This window comes from Bradyrhizobium sp. FW305-F6, from assembly GCF_058782905.1.
Window position 1 is genome coordinate 277,865 of record NZ_JBYSYD010000002.1, and the last position, 14,553, is coordinate 292,417.

General features: G+C 58.6%; 16 protein-coding genes and 2 pseudogenes. 5 read left to right on the top strand and 13 right to left on the bottom strand.

Translation table 11 applies throughout. From position 1 onward, the window contains the following. Positions 1-77: 77 nt before the first annotated feature. The 3 genes and pseudogenes from AC3WLX_RS12520 to AC3WLX_RS12530 all read right to left on the bottom strand — a co-directional run. A pseudogene (locus AC3WLX_RS12520) lies at positions 78-269 on the bottom strand (GNAT family N-acetyltransferase); the annotation flags it as partial. Beyond that, a pseudogene (locus AC3WLX_RS12525) lies at positions 270-725 on the bottom strand (phage terminase large subunit); the annotation flags it as partial. Beyond that, positions 712-1,563 (bottom strand): M23 family metallopeptidase, encoded by an 852-nt coding sequence (locus AC3WLX_RS12530; RefSeq protein ID WP_492336159.1) that lies wholly within the window; start codon positions 1,561-1,563, stop codon positions 712-714. The pseudogene AC3WLX_RS12525 and the gene AC3WLX_RS12530, both read right to left, overlap by 14 nt. A gap of 258 nt (positions 1,564-1,821) precedes the next feature. Here AC3WLX_RS12530 and AC3WLX_RS12535 point away from each other — a divergent pair, with 258 nt between their 5' ends. Then, entirely contained in the window at positions 1,822-2,682 is an 861-nt protein-coding gene (locus AC3WLX_RS12535) for a hypothetical protein (RefSeq protein ID WP_492336160.1), read from the top strand. 257 nt (positions 2,683-2,939) lie between these two features. Here AC3WLX_RS12535 and AC3WLX_RS12540 read toward each other — a convergent pair whose 3' ends face one another. Then, on the bottom strand, positions 2,940-3,761 hold the full coding sequence (locus tag AC3WLX_RS12540) for a M23 family metallopeptidase (RefSeq protein ID WP_492336161.1): 822 nt from the start codon (positions 3,759-3,761) through the stop codon (positions 2,940-2,942). A 130-nt stretch (positions 3,762-3,891) separates the two neighbouring features. On the opposite strand from AC3WLX_RS12540, the gene AC3WLX_RS12545 reads away from it, so the two are divergent. Further along, positions 3,892-4,914, top strand: a complete 1,023-nt coding sequence (locus tag AC3WLX_RS12545) for a hypothetical protein (RefSeq protein WP_492336162.1) — start codon at positions 3,892-3,894, stop codon at positions 4,912-4,914. A 260-nt stretch (positions 4,915-5,174) separates the two neighbouring features. On the opposite strand, the gene AC3WLX_RS12550 is transcribed toward AC3WLX_RS12545, so the two are convergent. The 4 genes from AC3WLX_RS12550 to AC3WLX_RS12565 all read right to left on the bottom strand — a co-directional run bounded on the left by AC3WLX_RS12550 (position 5,175) and on the right by AC3WLX_RS12565 (position 8,191). Next, on the bottom strand, positions 5,175-6,452 hold the full coding sequence (locus AC3WLX_RS12550; RefSeq protein WP_492336163.1) for a hypothetical protein: 1,278 nt from the start codon (positions 6,450-6,452) through the stop codon (positions 5,175-5,177). A 52-nt stretch (positions 6,453-6,504) separates the two neighbouring features. Continuing rightward, a complete protein-coding gene (locus tag AC3WLX_RS12555; RefSeq protein WP_492336164.1) occupies positions 6,505-6,885 on the bottom strand; it encodes a hypothetical protein in 381 nt (126 codons plus the stop codon). A 411-nt stretch (positions 6,886-7,296) separates the two neighbouring features. Beyond that, positions 7,297-7,449 (bottom strand): hypothetical protein, encoded by a 153-nt coding sequence (locus AC3WLX_RS12560; RefSeq protein WP_492336165.1) that lies wholly within the window; start codon positions 7,447-7,449, stop codon positions 7,297-7,299. Between the two features lie 355 nt (positions 7,450-7,804). Continuing rightward, positions 7,805-8,191 carry a hypothetical protein gene (locus AC3WLX_RS12565; protein ID WP_492336166.1) on the bottom strand — a complete coding sequence of 129 codons (387 nt, stop codon included), beginning with the start codon at positions 8,189-8,191 and terminating at the stop codon, positions 7,805-7,807. 578 nt (positions 8,192-8,769) lie between these two features. Between AC3WLX_RS12565 and AC3WLX_RS12570 the strand changes: the two genes are divergently transcribed. Beyond that, the gene (locus tag AC3WLX_RS12570; protein ID WP_492336167.1) at positions 8,770-8,985 is read left to right on the top strand and encodes a hypothetical protein; all 216 of its coding nucleotides are present in this window, start codon (positions 8,770-8,772) and stop codon (positions 8,983-8,985) included. A gap of 85 nt (positions 8,986-9,070) precedes the next feature. Here the strand turns inward: AC3WLX_RS12570 and AC3WLX_RS12575 are convergent, their stop codons facing one another. The 4 genes from AC3WLX_RS12575 to AC3WLX_RS12590 form a co-directional block, all read right to left on the bottom strand. Then, positions 9,071-10,711: an AHH domain-containing protein gene (locus AC3WLX_RS12575; RefSeq protein WP_492336168.1), complete on the bottom strand. Its 1,641-nt coding sequence runs from the start codon at positions 10,709-10,711 to the stop codon at positions 9,071-9,073. Between the two features lie 414 nt (positions 10,712-11,125). Next, entirely contained in the window at positions 11,126-11,761 is a 636-nt protein-coding gene (locus AC3WLX_RS12580; protein WP_492336169.1) for an imm11 family protein, read from the bottom strand. Positions 11,762-11,956: 195 nt separating this feature from the next. Beyond that, on the bottom strand, positions 11,957-12,736 hold the full coding sequence (locus tag AC3WLX_RS12585; RefSeq protein WP_492336170.1) for a DUF4261 domain-containing protein: 780 nt from the start codon (positions 12,734-12,736) through the stop codon (positions 11,957-11,959). Positions 12,737-13,016: 280 nt separating this feature from the next. Then, on the bottom strand, positions 13,017-13,175 hold the full coding sequence (locus AC3WLX_RS12590; protein ID WP_492336171.1) for a hypothetical protein: 159 nt from the start codon (positions 13,173-13,175) through the stop codon (positions 13,017-13,019). 331 nt (positions 13,176-13,506) lie between these two features. Between AC3WLX_RS12590 and AC3WLX_RS12595 the strand changes: the two genes are divergently transcribed. Both AC3WLX_RS12595 and AC3WLX_RS12600 read left to right on the top strand, forming a co-directional pair. Continuing rightward, the gene (locus AC3WLX_RS12595; RefSeq protein ID WP_291618133.1) at positions 13,507-13,707 is read left to right on the top strand and encodes a hypothetical protein; all 201 of its coding nucleotides are present in this window, start codon (positions 13,507-13,509) and stop codon (positions 13,705-13,707) included. Beyond that, the gene (locus AC3WLX_RS12600) at positions 13,704-13,931 is read left to right on the top strand and encodes a hypothetical protein (protein WP_492336172.1); all 228 of its coding nucleotides are present in this window, start codon (positions 13,704-13,706) and stop codon (positions 13,929-13,931) included. The genes AC3WLX_RS12595 and AC3WLX_RS12600 overlap by 4 nt, the downstream gene beginning before the upstream one ends. Before the next feature lie 263 nt (positions 13,932-14,194). Here AC3WLX_RS12600 and AC3WLX_RS12605 read toward each other — a convergent pair whose 3' ends face one another. Continuing rightward, positions 14,195-14,443 (bottom strand): hypothetical protein, encoded by a 249-nt coding sequence (locus tag AC3WLX_RS12605; protein WP_291618129.1) that lies wholly within the window; start codon positions 14,441-14,443, stop codon positions 14,195-14,197. Positions 14,444-14,553: the final 110 nt, after the last annotated feature.

The window sequence follows — 14,553 nt, forward strand, 5'->3', positions numbered from 1 at the left end:
GTTCCAACTATGCGAGGTCGCGCTACATCGCGTACTGCCCATTCCATGCGACACGTTCCGTGCGGCGGAAACCCCGCTCAGCGAAGCCGCTTTCTCCAATAGAGCGTATGCGCCCACGCCCATGGCGTCTCGGGCTCGAAGAGCCGATAGCCTGCCTGGATGAAGTTGTTGGCGGATACTGCGTTGTCCGTTGTGTCGGAAACGATGCTGTCCCAGCCGAACCGCCGTCCCCTTGCCTCGACGACACGCATCAATCTGCGCTGAAGGCCGTTCCAGCTCGCCCACAGCTCGGAGTCCTTGGCACGGATCGTCGGCCGCAGCAGCGCGAGGCTGCGCGCGCTCAAGGATTGCGCCTCGTCGATCCAGGCAATGCGAAATCCCTCCAGGGATTTGATCGAGTCGGCCGTGTGATCCTGAAGTCCGCGGAAAATGATGAGCCCGTCGCCGGGCGTCTCGATCTTGTCGCTGAACAGCTTGAAGCCATGCCCGAGGCGAAGGCTTGCAATCTTGCCTTCTATCAGACGCTTGGACGATTGCGCCAGCGTGCGCTGCGCCTCGCGAATACAGACCGCGAGCGTGCCGCGCTCGGCCTGGCAGGTCTCGACCAGGAGCTCGCCGAAGAAATGCGATTTGCCCGAGCCGCGTCCGCCATAAACGCCCTTGTAGCGGACCGGTTGCAGCAATGGCTCGAAGATCTTCGCCGTTGGAATTCTAAGGATGGACAATGGCTGCGCTCGCTCGCCCTAGGGCAGGCCAGTGCGCCCTGCGCCACATCGCGGACCAGTCTTCGTTGTCGAAGGTCTCGGATTGGCCTTGTTGGGTTCGGGTCAAGTCGGGAGAGGCGTCGTGCTCCGAGAAAGGCGGCCAAAGTCCAAGAAGCCTCCTGAAATGGTTTTCAATAGCGGATGGACGGGAAGAATTGGAGCCGCTGTAGGGCACCTCAACGGGCTTCGAATTGAATGACGACCGCTCCGTTGCGCGGTCGGGTATTCCCCTCAGAACTCTCACATCTTTTCGAGACGTTGCAGGAATGGCGCCTGCATCGCGCATATAGTGGCGATACTCGTCAACATAGGCATGAGCCGCCGGATTTGGATCTATTGGTCCTTGCCGCTCCCAGTACGCCTGAGGATTGAGTCCACGACCGGCGGGGTCCTTCAACTGATAATGAAGATGATGATCGCCGCTTTCGATATACGGTTGGATCACGCCTGTATTACCCATCGTGCCGACCAGTTGCCCAGCAACGACCGGATCGCCTACGTTGACAAATCTGCGGTGCGTGTGCCGAAGCTCGTGCGATATGCCATTTGCGTCTCTGATCGCGATTCTACCGGCCGTACCTTCGCCCGCGTTTGTCACGATGCCGTCGACTGGGGAGCGCAACACAGGGTGCTTCAGATTGATTCCCCGCTGCCCATTCGGGCCGACGTTGTAATTTCCGTCTACGCCCTGATGGGGTGAAGTGCCACGGTCCCGTGTCGCATTATATGGGCTCGTTGTGTGAGGCTCGAAACCCGCAAGTGGGGGTAACATTCGCCGCAAGGCATCATGCCAAGACATTCCACTCTCCAATGCTGCGAAGCATAGTCTTGAGACCCGCGCGCGATACCGCGCACGAGCGAACCCTCTTGCTCAACTTGTGGCTGTTCCACTATTCTGAACGCAAAGCTGCAACATGTCGGCGAACGGCTCGACATCCAAACGCGGGAGCGATTCGTGGGCCCTGATGAGAGAAGACGTGGCGCGTCGTTCATGGCGATCATCGTTCTTCTGACGTCGACAACCGATCTGTCGGCTGTTGCTCGAGAAGCATCTCCGATGACCGCCGAAAAATGGCGCCCGAAGTCCGGCGTCTATGCGGAGCTCGGCAAGAATTTCCAATCGTCCTGCAATGAAAGCGGCGATCTTACCATCGATCTTGGCGAGAAATCGATCAACGGTTACGAATGGGGCTGCAAAGTCAAAAAGGTCATCGATCTCGCGCCAGGCTCGCTGAAGGTCGGAATGGTCTGCGACGACTACAATCTGGCGCAAAACCTCAATCCTCGCGATCCCAATTGGGAGAACAGGCAATTCAACGAAGTCATGTTCGTCAAGCGGATCGATGATACGACGATCTCCGTTCAGAAAAGTTTGAACGGGAAGGTCAAAGATCCTCCCTGGCGTGCCGCCTACTGCCCTCTGAAGACACAGCGCGCGATTGCCGAAGCCACGCTGAGAGCCAAGTTGGAAGCAAAGCGGAAGGCCGACCAGGAGCGGACCCTCAAGGAAGCCCATCCGCGGGACGGCGTCTACGCGGCGGCCGGCGCCGGTTTCGAGGAGCGCTGCACCAAGTTCAACGACACCGTCGTTGCGTTCTCCGGAAAGTCGATCACGACTGCCTCGAACATTTGCAAGATCGAAAGGACGCGGGTTCAGCTTCCCGATACCGTCAGAGTGGGCGCCGATTGTAAATTGCAGCCGGCTCCAGACAGAGACGCCGTCACCGTACAAAATGTGGACACGACTCCGGACCGCGAGAACCTGATGTTCAAGAAGATCGACGACAAGACCGTCATCCTCTGGATCATCGACAACGGGCGCTTCACCGGCGACGGCCGAAAGCTGTCCTATTGCAGCGACCAGGTGCAGCGCGCTTATGGCGGGCGGCGTCCGGCCGATAAGCAGACCAGGAATTAGAAGGCATCAAAAGAAAACCCGCACCGGATTGCATCCGCGCGGGCAACACCAACTTCTGCCGATGATGCCATTCTGCCAGTGTTTTGCCCGACGGGTCAACCGATCAATCCATCTCAATTCGAGATGCCCGATGGATCAAGTATCGAGCGCAGCGCCGCGTCAGCCGGAAACGCCTTGTAGCGCGCGGGTATCAGTAACGGCTTAAAGATCTCGACCGTCGGGATTTTCAGGATGGACGCTAGATGCGATTGCTCGCCCTAAGGCAGGCCGGTGCGCCTGCGCCACATCGCGGACCAGTCCTCGTTGTCCGGAGTGTCGGATTGTCGCTGCGGCACTTGATTGAAGCCAGCAAAGACACCGCCTGCGGAAGGCGAAGGCCAATTTCCGTACCGTCTTTCGAAGTCGGATTGTGGCGAAGATGGAAACGAAGCATCGGGCGGAATAGCGGGCACCACCGGTACGGGATCATTCGAGTTGAAAGCGGATTGATCCGATTTTCCGGCAGGCATCCTCCTCAGGATCCGCACATCTTCGGGACGGATCCGCGGCACCATATCCGCGTTTTGCAGATACCGCTGATACTCCGGAACGTAGGCCGGCGCGGGAATTGGATCGAACGGTCCCAGTGCATCCGCAAACGCACCGGGGTCAAGAACATTACCTGCGCGATCCTTGATTTGATAATGGACGTGGTGGTGCCCTGGATTGCCCTTCATATCAAAAAGACCGGTATTACCCATCGTGCCAATCACTTGGCCCGCCGCAACCACATCGCCGACCTTAACGTGCCGAGAGTTGGTATGCAGGATCTGATGCCGCAAGCCGTTATTGTCTCTGATTGAGATTGTTCCCCATTGATCATCACCGGCGCTCTCAACGACGCCATTCACGGGAGACCGCAACTCCGGGTGGTTCGTGTTCAGCCGAGCGCTTTGACCACCAACATAATTGAAATCGATGCCCCGGTGCGGGTTGCTTGATCCACGCGGCCTACCTGTCACCGCGCCGTATGGACTCGTAACATGAGGCGAGATGCCCCTGGCGGGCTGAAGAATACGTCGCATCATGTCATCCCACATGCTGAGAATCCTTCTGAAAGCGAGAGGGCTTCACGCGAATTGACAAGCAGCTGTCCTCGCCGTTTCGCCAGCGGGCGACAGCTTGCTCAACTCTTGTTAATCCATTAACTATTTCGCGCGCGGTGGTTTCATGAAAGACATGCGGCATGCGTCGAGGAATGAGGGGACTTGCGTGAACAGAGTCATTCGTCGCAGAATTCTCGGTCAGGCTATCTCTGCGGCTACGCTGGTCGCTCTAGCACTTCCTGCCCTCGCACAGGAGCCGCTCGCTCCGACATTGGACAAATGGCGTCCCAAGCCCGGTGTCTACGCCGAACCTGGCAAGAATTTCCAGTCGAACTGCGATGAAAGCGGCGGCCTGATAATCGATCTCGGCGGGAAATCGGTCAGCGGTTACGAATGGATCTGCGACGTCAAGAAGATCACCGACCTCGGCCCGGGCTCGCTGAAGGTTGACATGGTCTGTGACGATTACAATCTAGCACAGAACCTCAACCCTCGCGATCCCAACTGGGCGAACAGAAAATTCAACGAGGTCATTTTCATCAAACGGCTCGATGCGGCGGCGATCTCCGTCCAGAAGAGCCTGAATGGGAAGCTCAAGGATTCTCCCTGGCGTGCGGCCTACTGCCCTCTGAAGACACAGCGCGCGCTTGCTGAGGCCACGCTGAGAGCCAAGGCAGAGGCCAAGCAGAAGGCCGAAGAAGCCAAGCGGAAGGCCGAAGAGGAACTCACTCTCAAGAGCGCTCATCCGCAAGATGGCGTCTACGCCGCGGTGGGTGCCGATTTCGAGGACCGTTGCACGAGATTCAGCGACACGGTCGTTGCGTTCGCCAGGAAGTCGATCGTTACTGCCTCTAACAAGTGCGATATCCGCCGCACGCGTGTTCAGCTTCCCGACACCGTCAGGGTCGACGCCGCCTGCACATTGCGAGCTCCTTCAGACCCTGAAGCCGTCAGCGTGCAGGACCCGAACACCATTCAGGACCGCGAGAACCTGATGTTCAAGAAGATCGATGACAAGACCGTCATCCTCTGGATCATCAAGGATGGACATTTCACCGGCGGCGGCCGAAAGCTGTCCTATTGCAGCGACCAGGTGCAACGCGCCTATGCCGGGCAGCGCCGGACCGGCAAGCAGACCAGGAATTAGCCGAGGCATCGAATTAAAAGCCCGCGCCGGATTGCACCGCGCGGGCAACACCAACTTCTGTCGATGACGCCATTCTGCCAGTGTTTTGCCCGACGGGTCAACCGATCAATCCGAATCTCAAATCGAGATGCCTGGTAGATCAAGTATCGCGCGCAGCGCCGCGCCCGCCGTAAACGCCTTGTCCGCGCGGGCATCAGCAGCGGCTCGATGATCTCGGCCGTCGGGCTCTTGAAGATGGACAATGGATACGCTCGCTCGCCCTAAGGCAGGCCAGTGCGCCTGCGCCACATCGCGGACCAGTCTTCGTTGTTCAGTGAGTCGGAGGGGCTTTGCGGAGCTTGATAGACACCAGCAAGGACGCCGCCGGCAGGTGCCGGCCACGAGCCGAACCGCCTCTCGAAGTCGCTTTGTGGCGAGAGCGGAAACGACTCGTCGGGAGAGACAAAAGGCACCGGCGCACCGTCGCTCGAATTGAAGACGGATCGATCCGACTTTCCGGCGGGCATTCTCCTCAGAACCCGCACGTCTTCGGGACGGGTCCGAGGCACGCGATCCGCGTCTCGCAGATACCCTAGATACTCCGAAATGTATGCGGGCGGGCCCGGGTTGAGATCGACTGATGGCTGCACGTCAGCACGAGACGCGGGATTCGTGAACCCATCTGCGGGATTCCTGACAGACCGCTGGTAGTCACGTCCCGCGCGGTCGTTGATCGCATTCCAGCGGTCGGAGAAGCTAGCTGGCCCATCAGCCAACGCTCGAATGATCGCAGGTTCGTTTGCGAGATACGTTGCTCCGGCGCCGTCAACACCTATCCGGGGAACATAGGGGACACCGTTCTGCGCCGCGATCATCGAATTTTTCAGCGCGAGCTTCGGTGTCGGACCTTGCTTGTAGAATTGGACAAGCAATGCATTTCGAGTCGACGGGTCCAGACGTGTCCAGGCGTCGATCCCGGTCGTCAGATCGCCATTGACGCTCATGTTGGACTGATAGTTTCGAGCACCTTCACGCAAATATGCGCCGATGGTTGATGCCATGAGGGCTTGATCGCTGCCTTTATGCAAAGCGACGCCGGCCGAATATAGATCCTTAACATATGGCGCGAAGGCGGGATCATCTGGGTTATTGAGAACTGCCCGAATGGCGTTCTGGAACTTCATTCCAGTAGGGCCATAATCGACGAGCAGAGGATTTTTGATTTTCTTCCTGATGTCCCTTCCAACCGTCATCGCATTTGGATCGGCGTTGTACTTATCCAGAATAATATCGGAGGCTCCTTGCGTGGGATGCAATCGGTTTCGTTCTCTTCCGTCAATGAACCTCCTGTCAAGGAATTCACGTGCAACGAGGGAAGAGCCGACCATCCTCGCGTAATTCGTCAAAGAGTCCGTCTGGTCAAACCGCTCTTGAACCAACGCGCCGGCGATCGCTTCGGCAGGCACTCCGTATCTCGCCGCCGCAGCGGCGATCTGAGACGTCATCCCTCGGACCAGAGCCAGATTACCTTGCGTATAGGATGGAAGCTTACTCGCCATGACGGTCTCTCACTCTTCTTGCCAGGTACGGCGCTTTAACGGTCGCGGGGCTCTACGAAAGGGCAAGGATGAGCATTGAGATTCCAGCCCAGTCGAGGACGACGCTAACCAGGACCACGGTGCTCCATAAGCCGACATGGGTTACGTGCTTGATGCATGCAAGTATTGCGATGAGGACGACGACAAGCGGCGAAGAATAAGCAAATATATGGAATACAAACAATCGATGATATTCGTGCGAAAGCGGCCAAAGAACCACTGTCATTGCAATCGCAAATATCGAAAGACCGAAAACAATCCCCAATGACAGAACAACCCTATAGGTCGCAGGCTGAAGACGAAGAAAGTATGTTGGAAGCACGCATAGGATAGAAGCGATAGTCGAGACGTTATTAGTCACAGGGATCGCTTCTAAGAATTGATCGACGTCCATGACTCATCTCCGATATGCGTTTCAATTCGGATTGGGGGGCACTACGAAAGAGCCAGGATGAGTCCGGAAATTCCAAGCCAGTCGAAAATAACGCAAGCCAGAACTACCGTGCTCCATAAGCCGACACGGGTTACGCGCCTAATGCATGCAAGTATCGTAATGAGAACAATAACGAACGGCGAAAAGATAACGAGCTGAAAGAGAACAATCCATCGGGCAAACTGATGCGGAAGCGGCCAAAGGACCGTTGCCATTCCGACCACCCACGTCGAAAGACCGAAGACAATCCCCAATGTCAGGACGAGCCTATAAGTCGCAAGCTGAAGACGAAGAAAGTATGTTGGAAGCACGCATGCGATAGATGCGACCGTCGAGAATTTATTGATCGCAGGGATCGCATCCACGAGTTGCTCAGTGTCCATGATTGCGCCCCGCGGGCTGATTGTGAGAAGCGCAGATGCTATCCGGGCGGGGGTAGATTATCATCCTGCCGGCGCTCGGCACATCCATCAGGCCGTTGATCACCTCGCGCATGTCGATCGTGCGCTTGTTGCCGGCGTCCATGGTCGGCACAATCGGCCTCTTCCCCGGCGCCCGTTCCTCGTCTGTCTAATCGTCGCGACAACGCATGCAGCTACGATCGCTGTGGCCCCGGTTCTCCTCGTCGACATTGCCCCCTCCTGAAAAGTCGGACGGCCTCACTGAATCAGAAATCATTTCGACGATTCAAGGTCGCGTATGTGCAGAATTTCATGAAATACCTCGTACTTGCAGCGGCCACGTGCTGTGCCTAGGCCGGGCGATAATCAGACCAGGAACTGCCGACCGCATCAAACAAAAACCCGCGCCGGATTGCTTCCGCGCGGGCAACACCAACTTCTGTCGATGATGCCATTCTGCGAGTGTTTTGCCCGACGGGTCAACGCTCAATCGAGGCGCGATCGCAGATCGGGATCTCCGACATCTCGAGCGTCGTGACGGCATCACCGCCACTCGAGCTCGACGGATGCACGATGATGCGCTCGATCCGGTGGATCAATTCCAGCACGCCGTCCTGGCCGTTCTCGACGGGCTGTGCGGCCTTGCCCCAACCGCGATCGAGGATGGCATTGGCGGCCGAGACACGTGCCGCGGGCGTTGCTTCCTCGCTGCGCATGACGCCGACCAGCACCCTGATGGCCGTCCTGGTGTGGCTGCGCGCGAGCGAGCGGATCTCCGTCAGGTTACGCGCGCGCGCCGTCCTCCCGCGCGCGGGCAACCGGACCGGTGCAGGCTCGAGCTCACCCTCGATGATGTCGTCGCTCACGAGAACGTCTCCCACAGCACGATGGCAACGAGGCCCGCGACGGCCAGCGATATCAGGTAGGCGGTCATCATCTCTCCTTGTCGATAAAATGCGCGGCAGATCGCGCCATGAGGCGCCATCGTTTCGGGCGCGAACCCTATCTCCGTGTCCCGGAGACCGCAGCGGCGCGGGCGCACGCCCGGCGCCGCGGGCCGGCACGTTCGCGCGTGCACGGCCAGCAATGGTTCGGACGACGGCGCGCCGATCGGCGCTCCAGGTTTGACGAGTGCGTGGCCGCAATGCGCCGCCGCCGTCCGATTGCGAGATCGAGAACGAAAAAACCCGCGGCGGATTGTTCCGCGCGGGTCAACCAAACTCGTCTCGATGATGTCATTCTGCCGGTGTTTTGCCCGACGTGTCAAACCTCGTGCTGTGAGCGATACGTCTCGCGCGAAGCGGACATGAAAAGGCCCGTCACAGATTGCTCCGCGCGGGCTCACTGAAACTCGTTTCGATGATGCCATTCTGCCAGTGTTTTGCCCGACGTGTCAAACGAACGATTTCGTGCAAGCCGCGTTGGACAATCAGGAGAGACTGCCATGACGATGAAGACGACCTCACTCGGAAAATCGCAAGACGAGGCGGCGCGAAATCTTGCGGGCTCAAAGCCGAGCATCGACGAGGAGCGCCCCACGCAGCAAGCGATCGTCGAAAACGGCGACGAGACGGCGGACGATGGTCGCGATCTCGCGCATGGCGAGGGCGGCAGCATCGATCTGCCCACACAACCCGGCGATTTGGCGAAGGACGACTAGGCCGCAGCAAAAGCGGGGCGATGTTGCCGTTCTGCCGGTGCTTTGCCCGACGTGTCAAATGGCGCCGCTCGCTCCGACACAAAGGTCATTCGGATCGAGGCAAAGGCCTTATCCAGCGCGAGAACCATTCCTCACTGTCCGTCTGCGGATTGACGGGGTCATTCACTCCGAAGATCGGTGGAGGAATGAGGTAACTCGGCTCATCTGCAAACACGCCGATCGGGCTGCTCGGTTGCGGCGGCTGGCCGCCAGCGCCCGGGGCGGTCCAACTTCCAAACCGCTCGTCGAATGCGGTAGACGGCAGATACGGGACAGGCGCAGTGCCAGTGGTGAACGCGCTGCCTGCGTTCGTCTCATTCACACGGGCGAGACGCCGGACATCTTGGGGCGTGACTGATCCTGCGGCAGATGTGGGCGCGACTGGGGGATCTTTGGCGGCCATGGTGCCGGCCGGGTTAGTGGCCCACTCGCCGAAGCGATCTGCAAAAGTGATGGAAGCCGCCTCTGGGTCACGCGGGGAAGCTCCGCCCAGCAGCGGGTTAGGAGTCAATGGTGCCAAAACGCCCCCGGTGCCAGCCGGGTTTTCGACGCTGAGTCCATTGTTCGATGTGTTGTTGTACGCAGTCGCTCCTGTCGAGAACACTCCTCCGCCAAGAGTAGCATCATCCATCGTCGAGCCGGAACTACCTTCCTGCGCATTGGCGAGGCGCGTACCGGCGATGATGACTCCTAGAGCAGCCAGCCAGCCGGGAATGAAGGGAGCAGCTACGCCCGCCGCGACTCCTCCAGCTAGCCAAGGAAGTGCATTGCGCACCACAGGTGTGCCGCCTGCCAACGGATTCTCATAATACGGATTCGTGATTCCAGTGATCGGGTCAGATAGGAGCGTCAGCGGGTTTGATGGTGCCGCCGTTGTCGGAGGCAATTGACCGAGCGTTTGTTCATTGGGGCTTGGCGCTGAAGACGGTGGCAGAGTACCTGTGAAACGCGGATCACTTCGCGTGAATCCTTCCTTGTCATTCAGGCCGGCTAGCGAAGGTGAGCTATAGCCCGGCAAGCGCGGAAAGTCGCCTGGGTTGACGGGAGTTGAGCCGGGTATACGAAGGATTCCCGAGGACGGATCGGAGGCTTCAAACTTGGACCAACCGGTACCTGCCAGATTCTTGTTGCCGGACGTCAGATATACACCAGGGTTGCTGGCAATCACCTCATCCAGGATTTTCCGCCTCTCGGGGTTATCCAGATACAATAACCATTTGATCAGATGGTCCTGGCCTGCATTCGCTCCTCTTTGTTCGATATCTCTGATGAACTTGAGTTGATCCGGGTACTGAGCAAGATAGGCTTTGTGATCATTGAAAATCGCTTCATGTAAGCGCGTGACCTCCTCTTGCGTCTTGTCGATCGGCCAATTCGTATAGAGATGACCGTTGAGGAAGCCGACGCGCAATGCATCGATGAGAGTCCTTATCTCGACAGCTCTCTCGCTTGGGTTTTGGATTTCCTGGATCCGATCGAGTTTCTCTTCAACAGAATCGGAGTACAAACCAATGTGATTACTGGGATGAGGCGACACGCCCAATCTCGCCGCAATATTCGGATCCGCCGGCAAATAGATGCGGTTTGCCGGAGAGTCGATATCGAACATTTCTTTGTCTATACCGGCAAACGCCTCGTGATATCTATGGATGTTGAGAATAATATGGTGATCAAAGAAGATTGACATGCATCCTCACAGATGAGGCTCAGAGGTGTGGGCTGATTGGAGTAGGTGGATCGGGCGCGTGCGAGCACGGGCGCGGCCGCGAGTGCCGCGTGCCAGTCAAACGAACTGCGATGCTTCTGAAATGCTAAAGCGAGCTGACGATGCGCTTGATCAGATCATCCCGGGTGGATGCGGGGTCACGAAGTGACAGATCGTCCGCTAGCGCGAAAGGGAACGACTCTTGTCAATTATGTTGCGATCGTCCGAAGAAGTAATGGCGTGCGAACCGAGGTCTACCCGCGTTGCAGCCTATACCGGTGAACAGAGATTCCTGCGCGTCAACTAATCGTTGTTCAGGCGAAGCGGCCGTTCTCCGGCGCTCTGAGTGTAAAGTCGTATCCGCGCCCCTCATTCTCGTGAAGGCACGAAGCAGAGTTACATTTTCAAAACGTCCTTAAAGCGAATTCTCTTGAGGCCCGCGGACTTGCAGGCGTCTTTGAACTCTTGGTCGCATATGTAAGTCAATTCCTTGTGTGCCATACGGAAAATATGAGCATTGCCGATTGCTATCTCTCTGAAGACCAGTTTGCCTCCGAAGGCTAAGAACTCGTAATATTTCCGGCCATGATCGAGAAAGCGGATGTCGTCCCGGATTCCTATGCGCAGGCGCGATTGCGCTTCGTCCAGCGCGTCGAGGACGCGGACGACATCGCACAGCCAAAACTTTGGTCCGTCATATTGACCGCGCCGCATTCGCACCTCGCATGGCACAAATACGAAGGCCTCTGGGTCAAGCCTCTCGAAGAGGGCCTTTGTCCGCTCCGAAACGAGCCACCAGGCAAAACAGAGCTCGATATCACATGGCAGTCTGCCGACGGATTTATCAAAGACGTAAGGTACGGGCGGGGTAGAAGCCGGCAGGCGACGGACTCCGTAGGGAGGAAGGACACTCTCGTCGTCAAGACAAAAACCGAGTGCGCCGTCTAGTGCGAGATTGGGGCCTATTTTGTAGAACCGGCGCTTGCGTGCTTTGGGTCGCTTCGCAACTGGAATCGCGTTCTGGTCCGTCATAACTGAACCTCGTTGAACATCGCGCCTACAACGACACCCGGCCGAGGCCACGATGAACCACCAAGAATAAAGCCCGCGGGCTTTCCGCGAGCTTCGTTCGGACTCTTTCGATGATGCCATTCTGCCAGTGTTTTGCCCGACGTGTCAAAGCGATCTTCCAGCGGTGCAACTAACAGTCGATGCGAGCTCGAGAAATTAGTGCTCGAGTTCATGCGTACAATGAAACACCGGCAGCCCTTCAAAAATATCAGAGTTCTTGTAGCGCACTGCAATCCGCTCGCTCGCACTTGCTCCCATTGTATCGCCGTCCTTCACCACGCTTCCGTGCTCGATCAGATATACGGAAAGCCCTGCTACCTTCTCGAACAACGCCGGAAGCGCGAGCTTAGCGGTCACGAACTCGATCTCACGGCCAACGAAGGCCGCCAATCCCATCGTGATGACCCCGACCTTTGCGCCTGACCGAAATGGAAGGATGTCGACCCATAACCTGAAAGGATAGTCCGGATACGGAGCGAGCGACCAGCGAGACTCCTCCAGCCATAAGTCAGCCGGCCGCGCCACTCGGCCAGCCCACACCACGCCGCAACATTCCGGCACGGTGGCAATCAACGCACCGATCACTGCAGTCGTAAGGCGGGCGGCGACCAACGGCTGCTCAGCTTTTCCAAGCAGCGAGACGATGATGTGACCTTGATGGCCCGTTGCCACGGCCTCGCTTTCCGGCCAGGTTCGCGCAGCGCGCGCCCACAGTCCCGGGTCTTGCGGAATAGGTGCCGGCATCGACATGACCGCAACCAACTCGTTGCCGCAGCGGATGAGCGGCGAATTCGCGTGAGAAGGTTGCTCTTCTCCACTGTCCACCGCCTCCGTTGCCAACTCCGGATGCCGGGCCTGAAGGACCTTGGCAACCTCCGACATGTCCGGCGTCGACCACTTGTTCAACAAGACAAAGGCGAGAAGCGAGGTACTCATCGACGACCCTGGCAAAATGAGAGGGAGCCAAACTGCTTCGGCTCTTCGACCTTAGGTTAAACACATTTAAGAACAAAACGGGAACAATGTCAACCCTCGTGCCCGATCCCTACCTGGTGCCGGATGAGTTGGAGCCGTGCCCATCGTGGCAGGGCGAAGCAGCGCCGGCCGAACAACACCGCGTTTCGGCTTCAGTGAGGGTGATGAGTGCGTACCTTTTGGACGATTTGCCCGACGTCGATTCGATCCGGCGCAACGCGAGGACGTCGCAAGCATCCCCTCACCCGTCATCCTCCTCCTTCAAAGGCGCGTCCTGCGTCTTCCGCCCCAGAAACGTATCGGGCGGCGGCTGCTTCAGCAGTTCGCGGCATTGGCGCACGATCTGACGCATGTACTCGGCCTGCTCATGATCGACAGGCAACGGCCGAAACACCGGCATGGTGCGGCTCCCTTCGCTCTATAGGCGGGAGCACGCTCGGTCTCTCAGCCACCGACGCCTACGGGCAAAGCCTCGGCCGGTGATGCATTGCAAACGATCTGAAGTCGCTTTTGTTCAATAGTGAACTTTGGGATCTAGCCGCGCGAGGTGAGTAAGTGGCTCAAGATGCTCACGCTTCGCCACGAAAATAATTTCCGCGCCCGTTATCAATTGATGTGACTCTCCACTGCCAGGGGGCGTAGACTTAATCCATCACCGCAAGGCCCGTGGCAGAGATCGGTGATGAGAACGCCGATTGCGCTCCCGCCTTACTCGAATGAGGGAGCACGCCATGCCGAAGCGGCGTCGTATCAAACAGATCAAGACCCTGACCGAAAGACTGGCGGACGAGGCCGCGCGCTGCCGTGACGAAGCGCGCCAGCTGGCGCCGGGGCACCGCCGCGACATGCTGCTGCGCGAGGCGCGGCGCGACGAGACCGCCATGCAGATCGAGGCCTGGCTGCGCTCGCCCGGGCTGAGGGCGCCGACATGACGCAGCAATATCGCGCTTATCTCGTCGGTGAGAACGGCGTCTTCCGCTCCACCGAAGCTTTCGAAGCCCCGTCCGATTCCTCCGCCCTCACCTTTGCCCGGCAGTTCACGCGGCGGGGCAAGGTCGAGGTCTGGCAGCTCGACCGCAAGGTCGCCGTGCTGGATTCCGAGCAGTCTCTGCCGCCACCGCCCGTGCCATCCCGGCCGACGCTGACGCATCAGTGACCGCGTGATGCGGATCGCGACCTGAGATCTTCGATCTCGAAGCAGAACCCCAGCTGCATCACGGGACCGCCCGCGTCGCGAACGTCGATCACCATCTCTTGCCGGTCAGCGGCGCGGAGAGCACCGCATCGCGCACCATGGCGGCATCCTTTGGGCCTTATAGGCCGAGAGCGGACAGAAGTTTCGCCGGGGCCGAAACGAGTTTCGGAAATCCATGCGCTCCTGGAACACCTCGGACCCGCGGCAGGCCGGACTGGGCCGGCCTACTCCTCCGTAAGCTTGCCCTCGATATAGGCGTCCACCGTCTCGGCGAACGAGCGCTGCACGCCGACCGCGACATCCTGCTGGTCGAGTGCGTCGCGCTGGAGCACGCGCAGGCCCCGCCCGCGGGCGCTCGCCGGCACCGTGTTCAGGAACTGGTCGATGGCACCCTTGGCAAGCGGGATGGCCTTGGGATCGCCCTTGGCAATCAGGAGCCTGAGCAGGCTCTGGCATTCGGCCAAACCGGGCATGGCGTCGCTCACCTCTGCTGCGACTTCGGCTTCGGCCGCCTGACGGGCTGGGTATGGGTGCCGAACAGCGCCAGCAGCAACGCGACTTCTTCCTTCGAACCGATCTGGAT

Coding starts and splice junctions, on each gene's coding strand:
- AC3WLX_RS12530 (WP_492336159.1), bottom strand. CDS start 1,563: ATGTCTTGGCATGATGCCTTGCGGCGAATGTTACCCCCACTTGCGGGT.
- AC3WLX_RS12535 (WP_492336160.1), top strand. CDS start 1,822: ATGACCGCCGAAAAATGGCGCCCGAAGTCCGGCGTCTATGCGGAGCTC.
- AC3WLX_RS12540 (WP_492336161.1), bottom strand. CDS start 3,761: ATGTGGGATGACATGATGCGACGTATTCTTCAGCCCGCCAGGGGCATC.
- AC3WLX_RS12545 (WP_492336162.1), top strand. CDS start 3,892: ATGAAAGACATGCGGCATGCGTCGAGGAATGAGGGGACTTGCGTGAAC.
- AC3WLX_RS12550 (WP_492336163.1), bottom strand. CDS start 6,452: ATGGCGAGTAAGCTTCCATCCTATACGCAAGGTAATCTGGCTCTGGTC.
- AC3WLX_RS12555 (WP_492336164.1), bottom strand. CDS start 6,885: ATGGACGTCGATCAATTCTTAGAAGCGATCCCTGTGACTAATAACGTC.
- AC3WLX_RS12560 (WP_492336165.1), bottom strand. CDS start 7,449: ATGGACGCCGGCAACAAGCGCACGATCGACATGCGCGAGGTGATCAAC.
- AC3WLX_RS12570 (WP_492336167.1), top strand. CDS start 8,770: ATGACGATGAAGACGACCTCACTCGGAAAATCGCAAGACGAGGCGGCG.
- AC3WLX_RS12575 (WP_492336168.1), bottom strand. CDS start 10,711: ATGTCAATCTTCTTTGATCACCATATTATTCTCAACATCCATAGATAT.
- AC3WLX_RS12580 (WP_492336169.1), bottom strand. CDS start 11,761: ATGACGGACCAGAACGCGATTCCAGTTGCGAAGCGACCCAAAGCACGC.
- AC3WLX_RS12585 (WP_492336170.1), bottom strand. CDS start 12,736: ATGAGTACCTCGCTTCTCGCCTTTGTCTTGTTGAACAAGTGGTCGACG.
- AC3WLX_RS12590 (WP_492336171.1), bottom strand. CDS start 13,175: ATGCCGGTGTTTCGGCCGTTGCCTGTCGATCATGAGCAGGCCGAGTAC.
- AC3WLX_RS12595 (WP_291618133.1), top strand. CDS start 13,507: ATGCCGAAGCGGCGTCGTATCAAACAGATCAAGACCCTGACCGAAAGA.
- AC3WLX_RS12600 (WP_492336172.1), top strand. CDS start 13,704: ATGACGCAGCAATATCGCGCTTATCTCGTCGGTGAGAACGGCGTCTTC.
- AC3WLX_RS12605 (WP_291618129.1), bottom strand. CDS start 14,443: ATGCCCGGTTTGGCCGAATGCCAGAGCCTGCTCAGGCTCCTGATTGCC.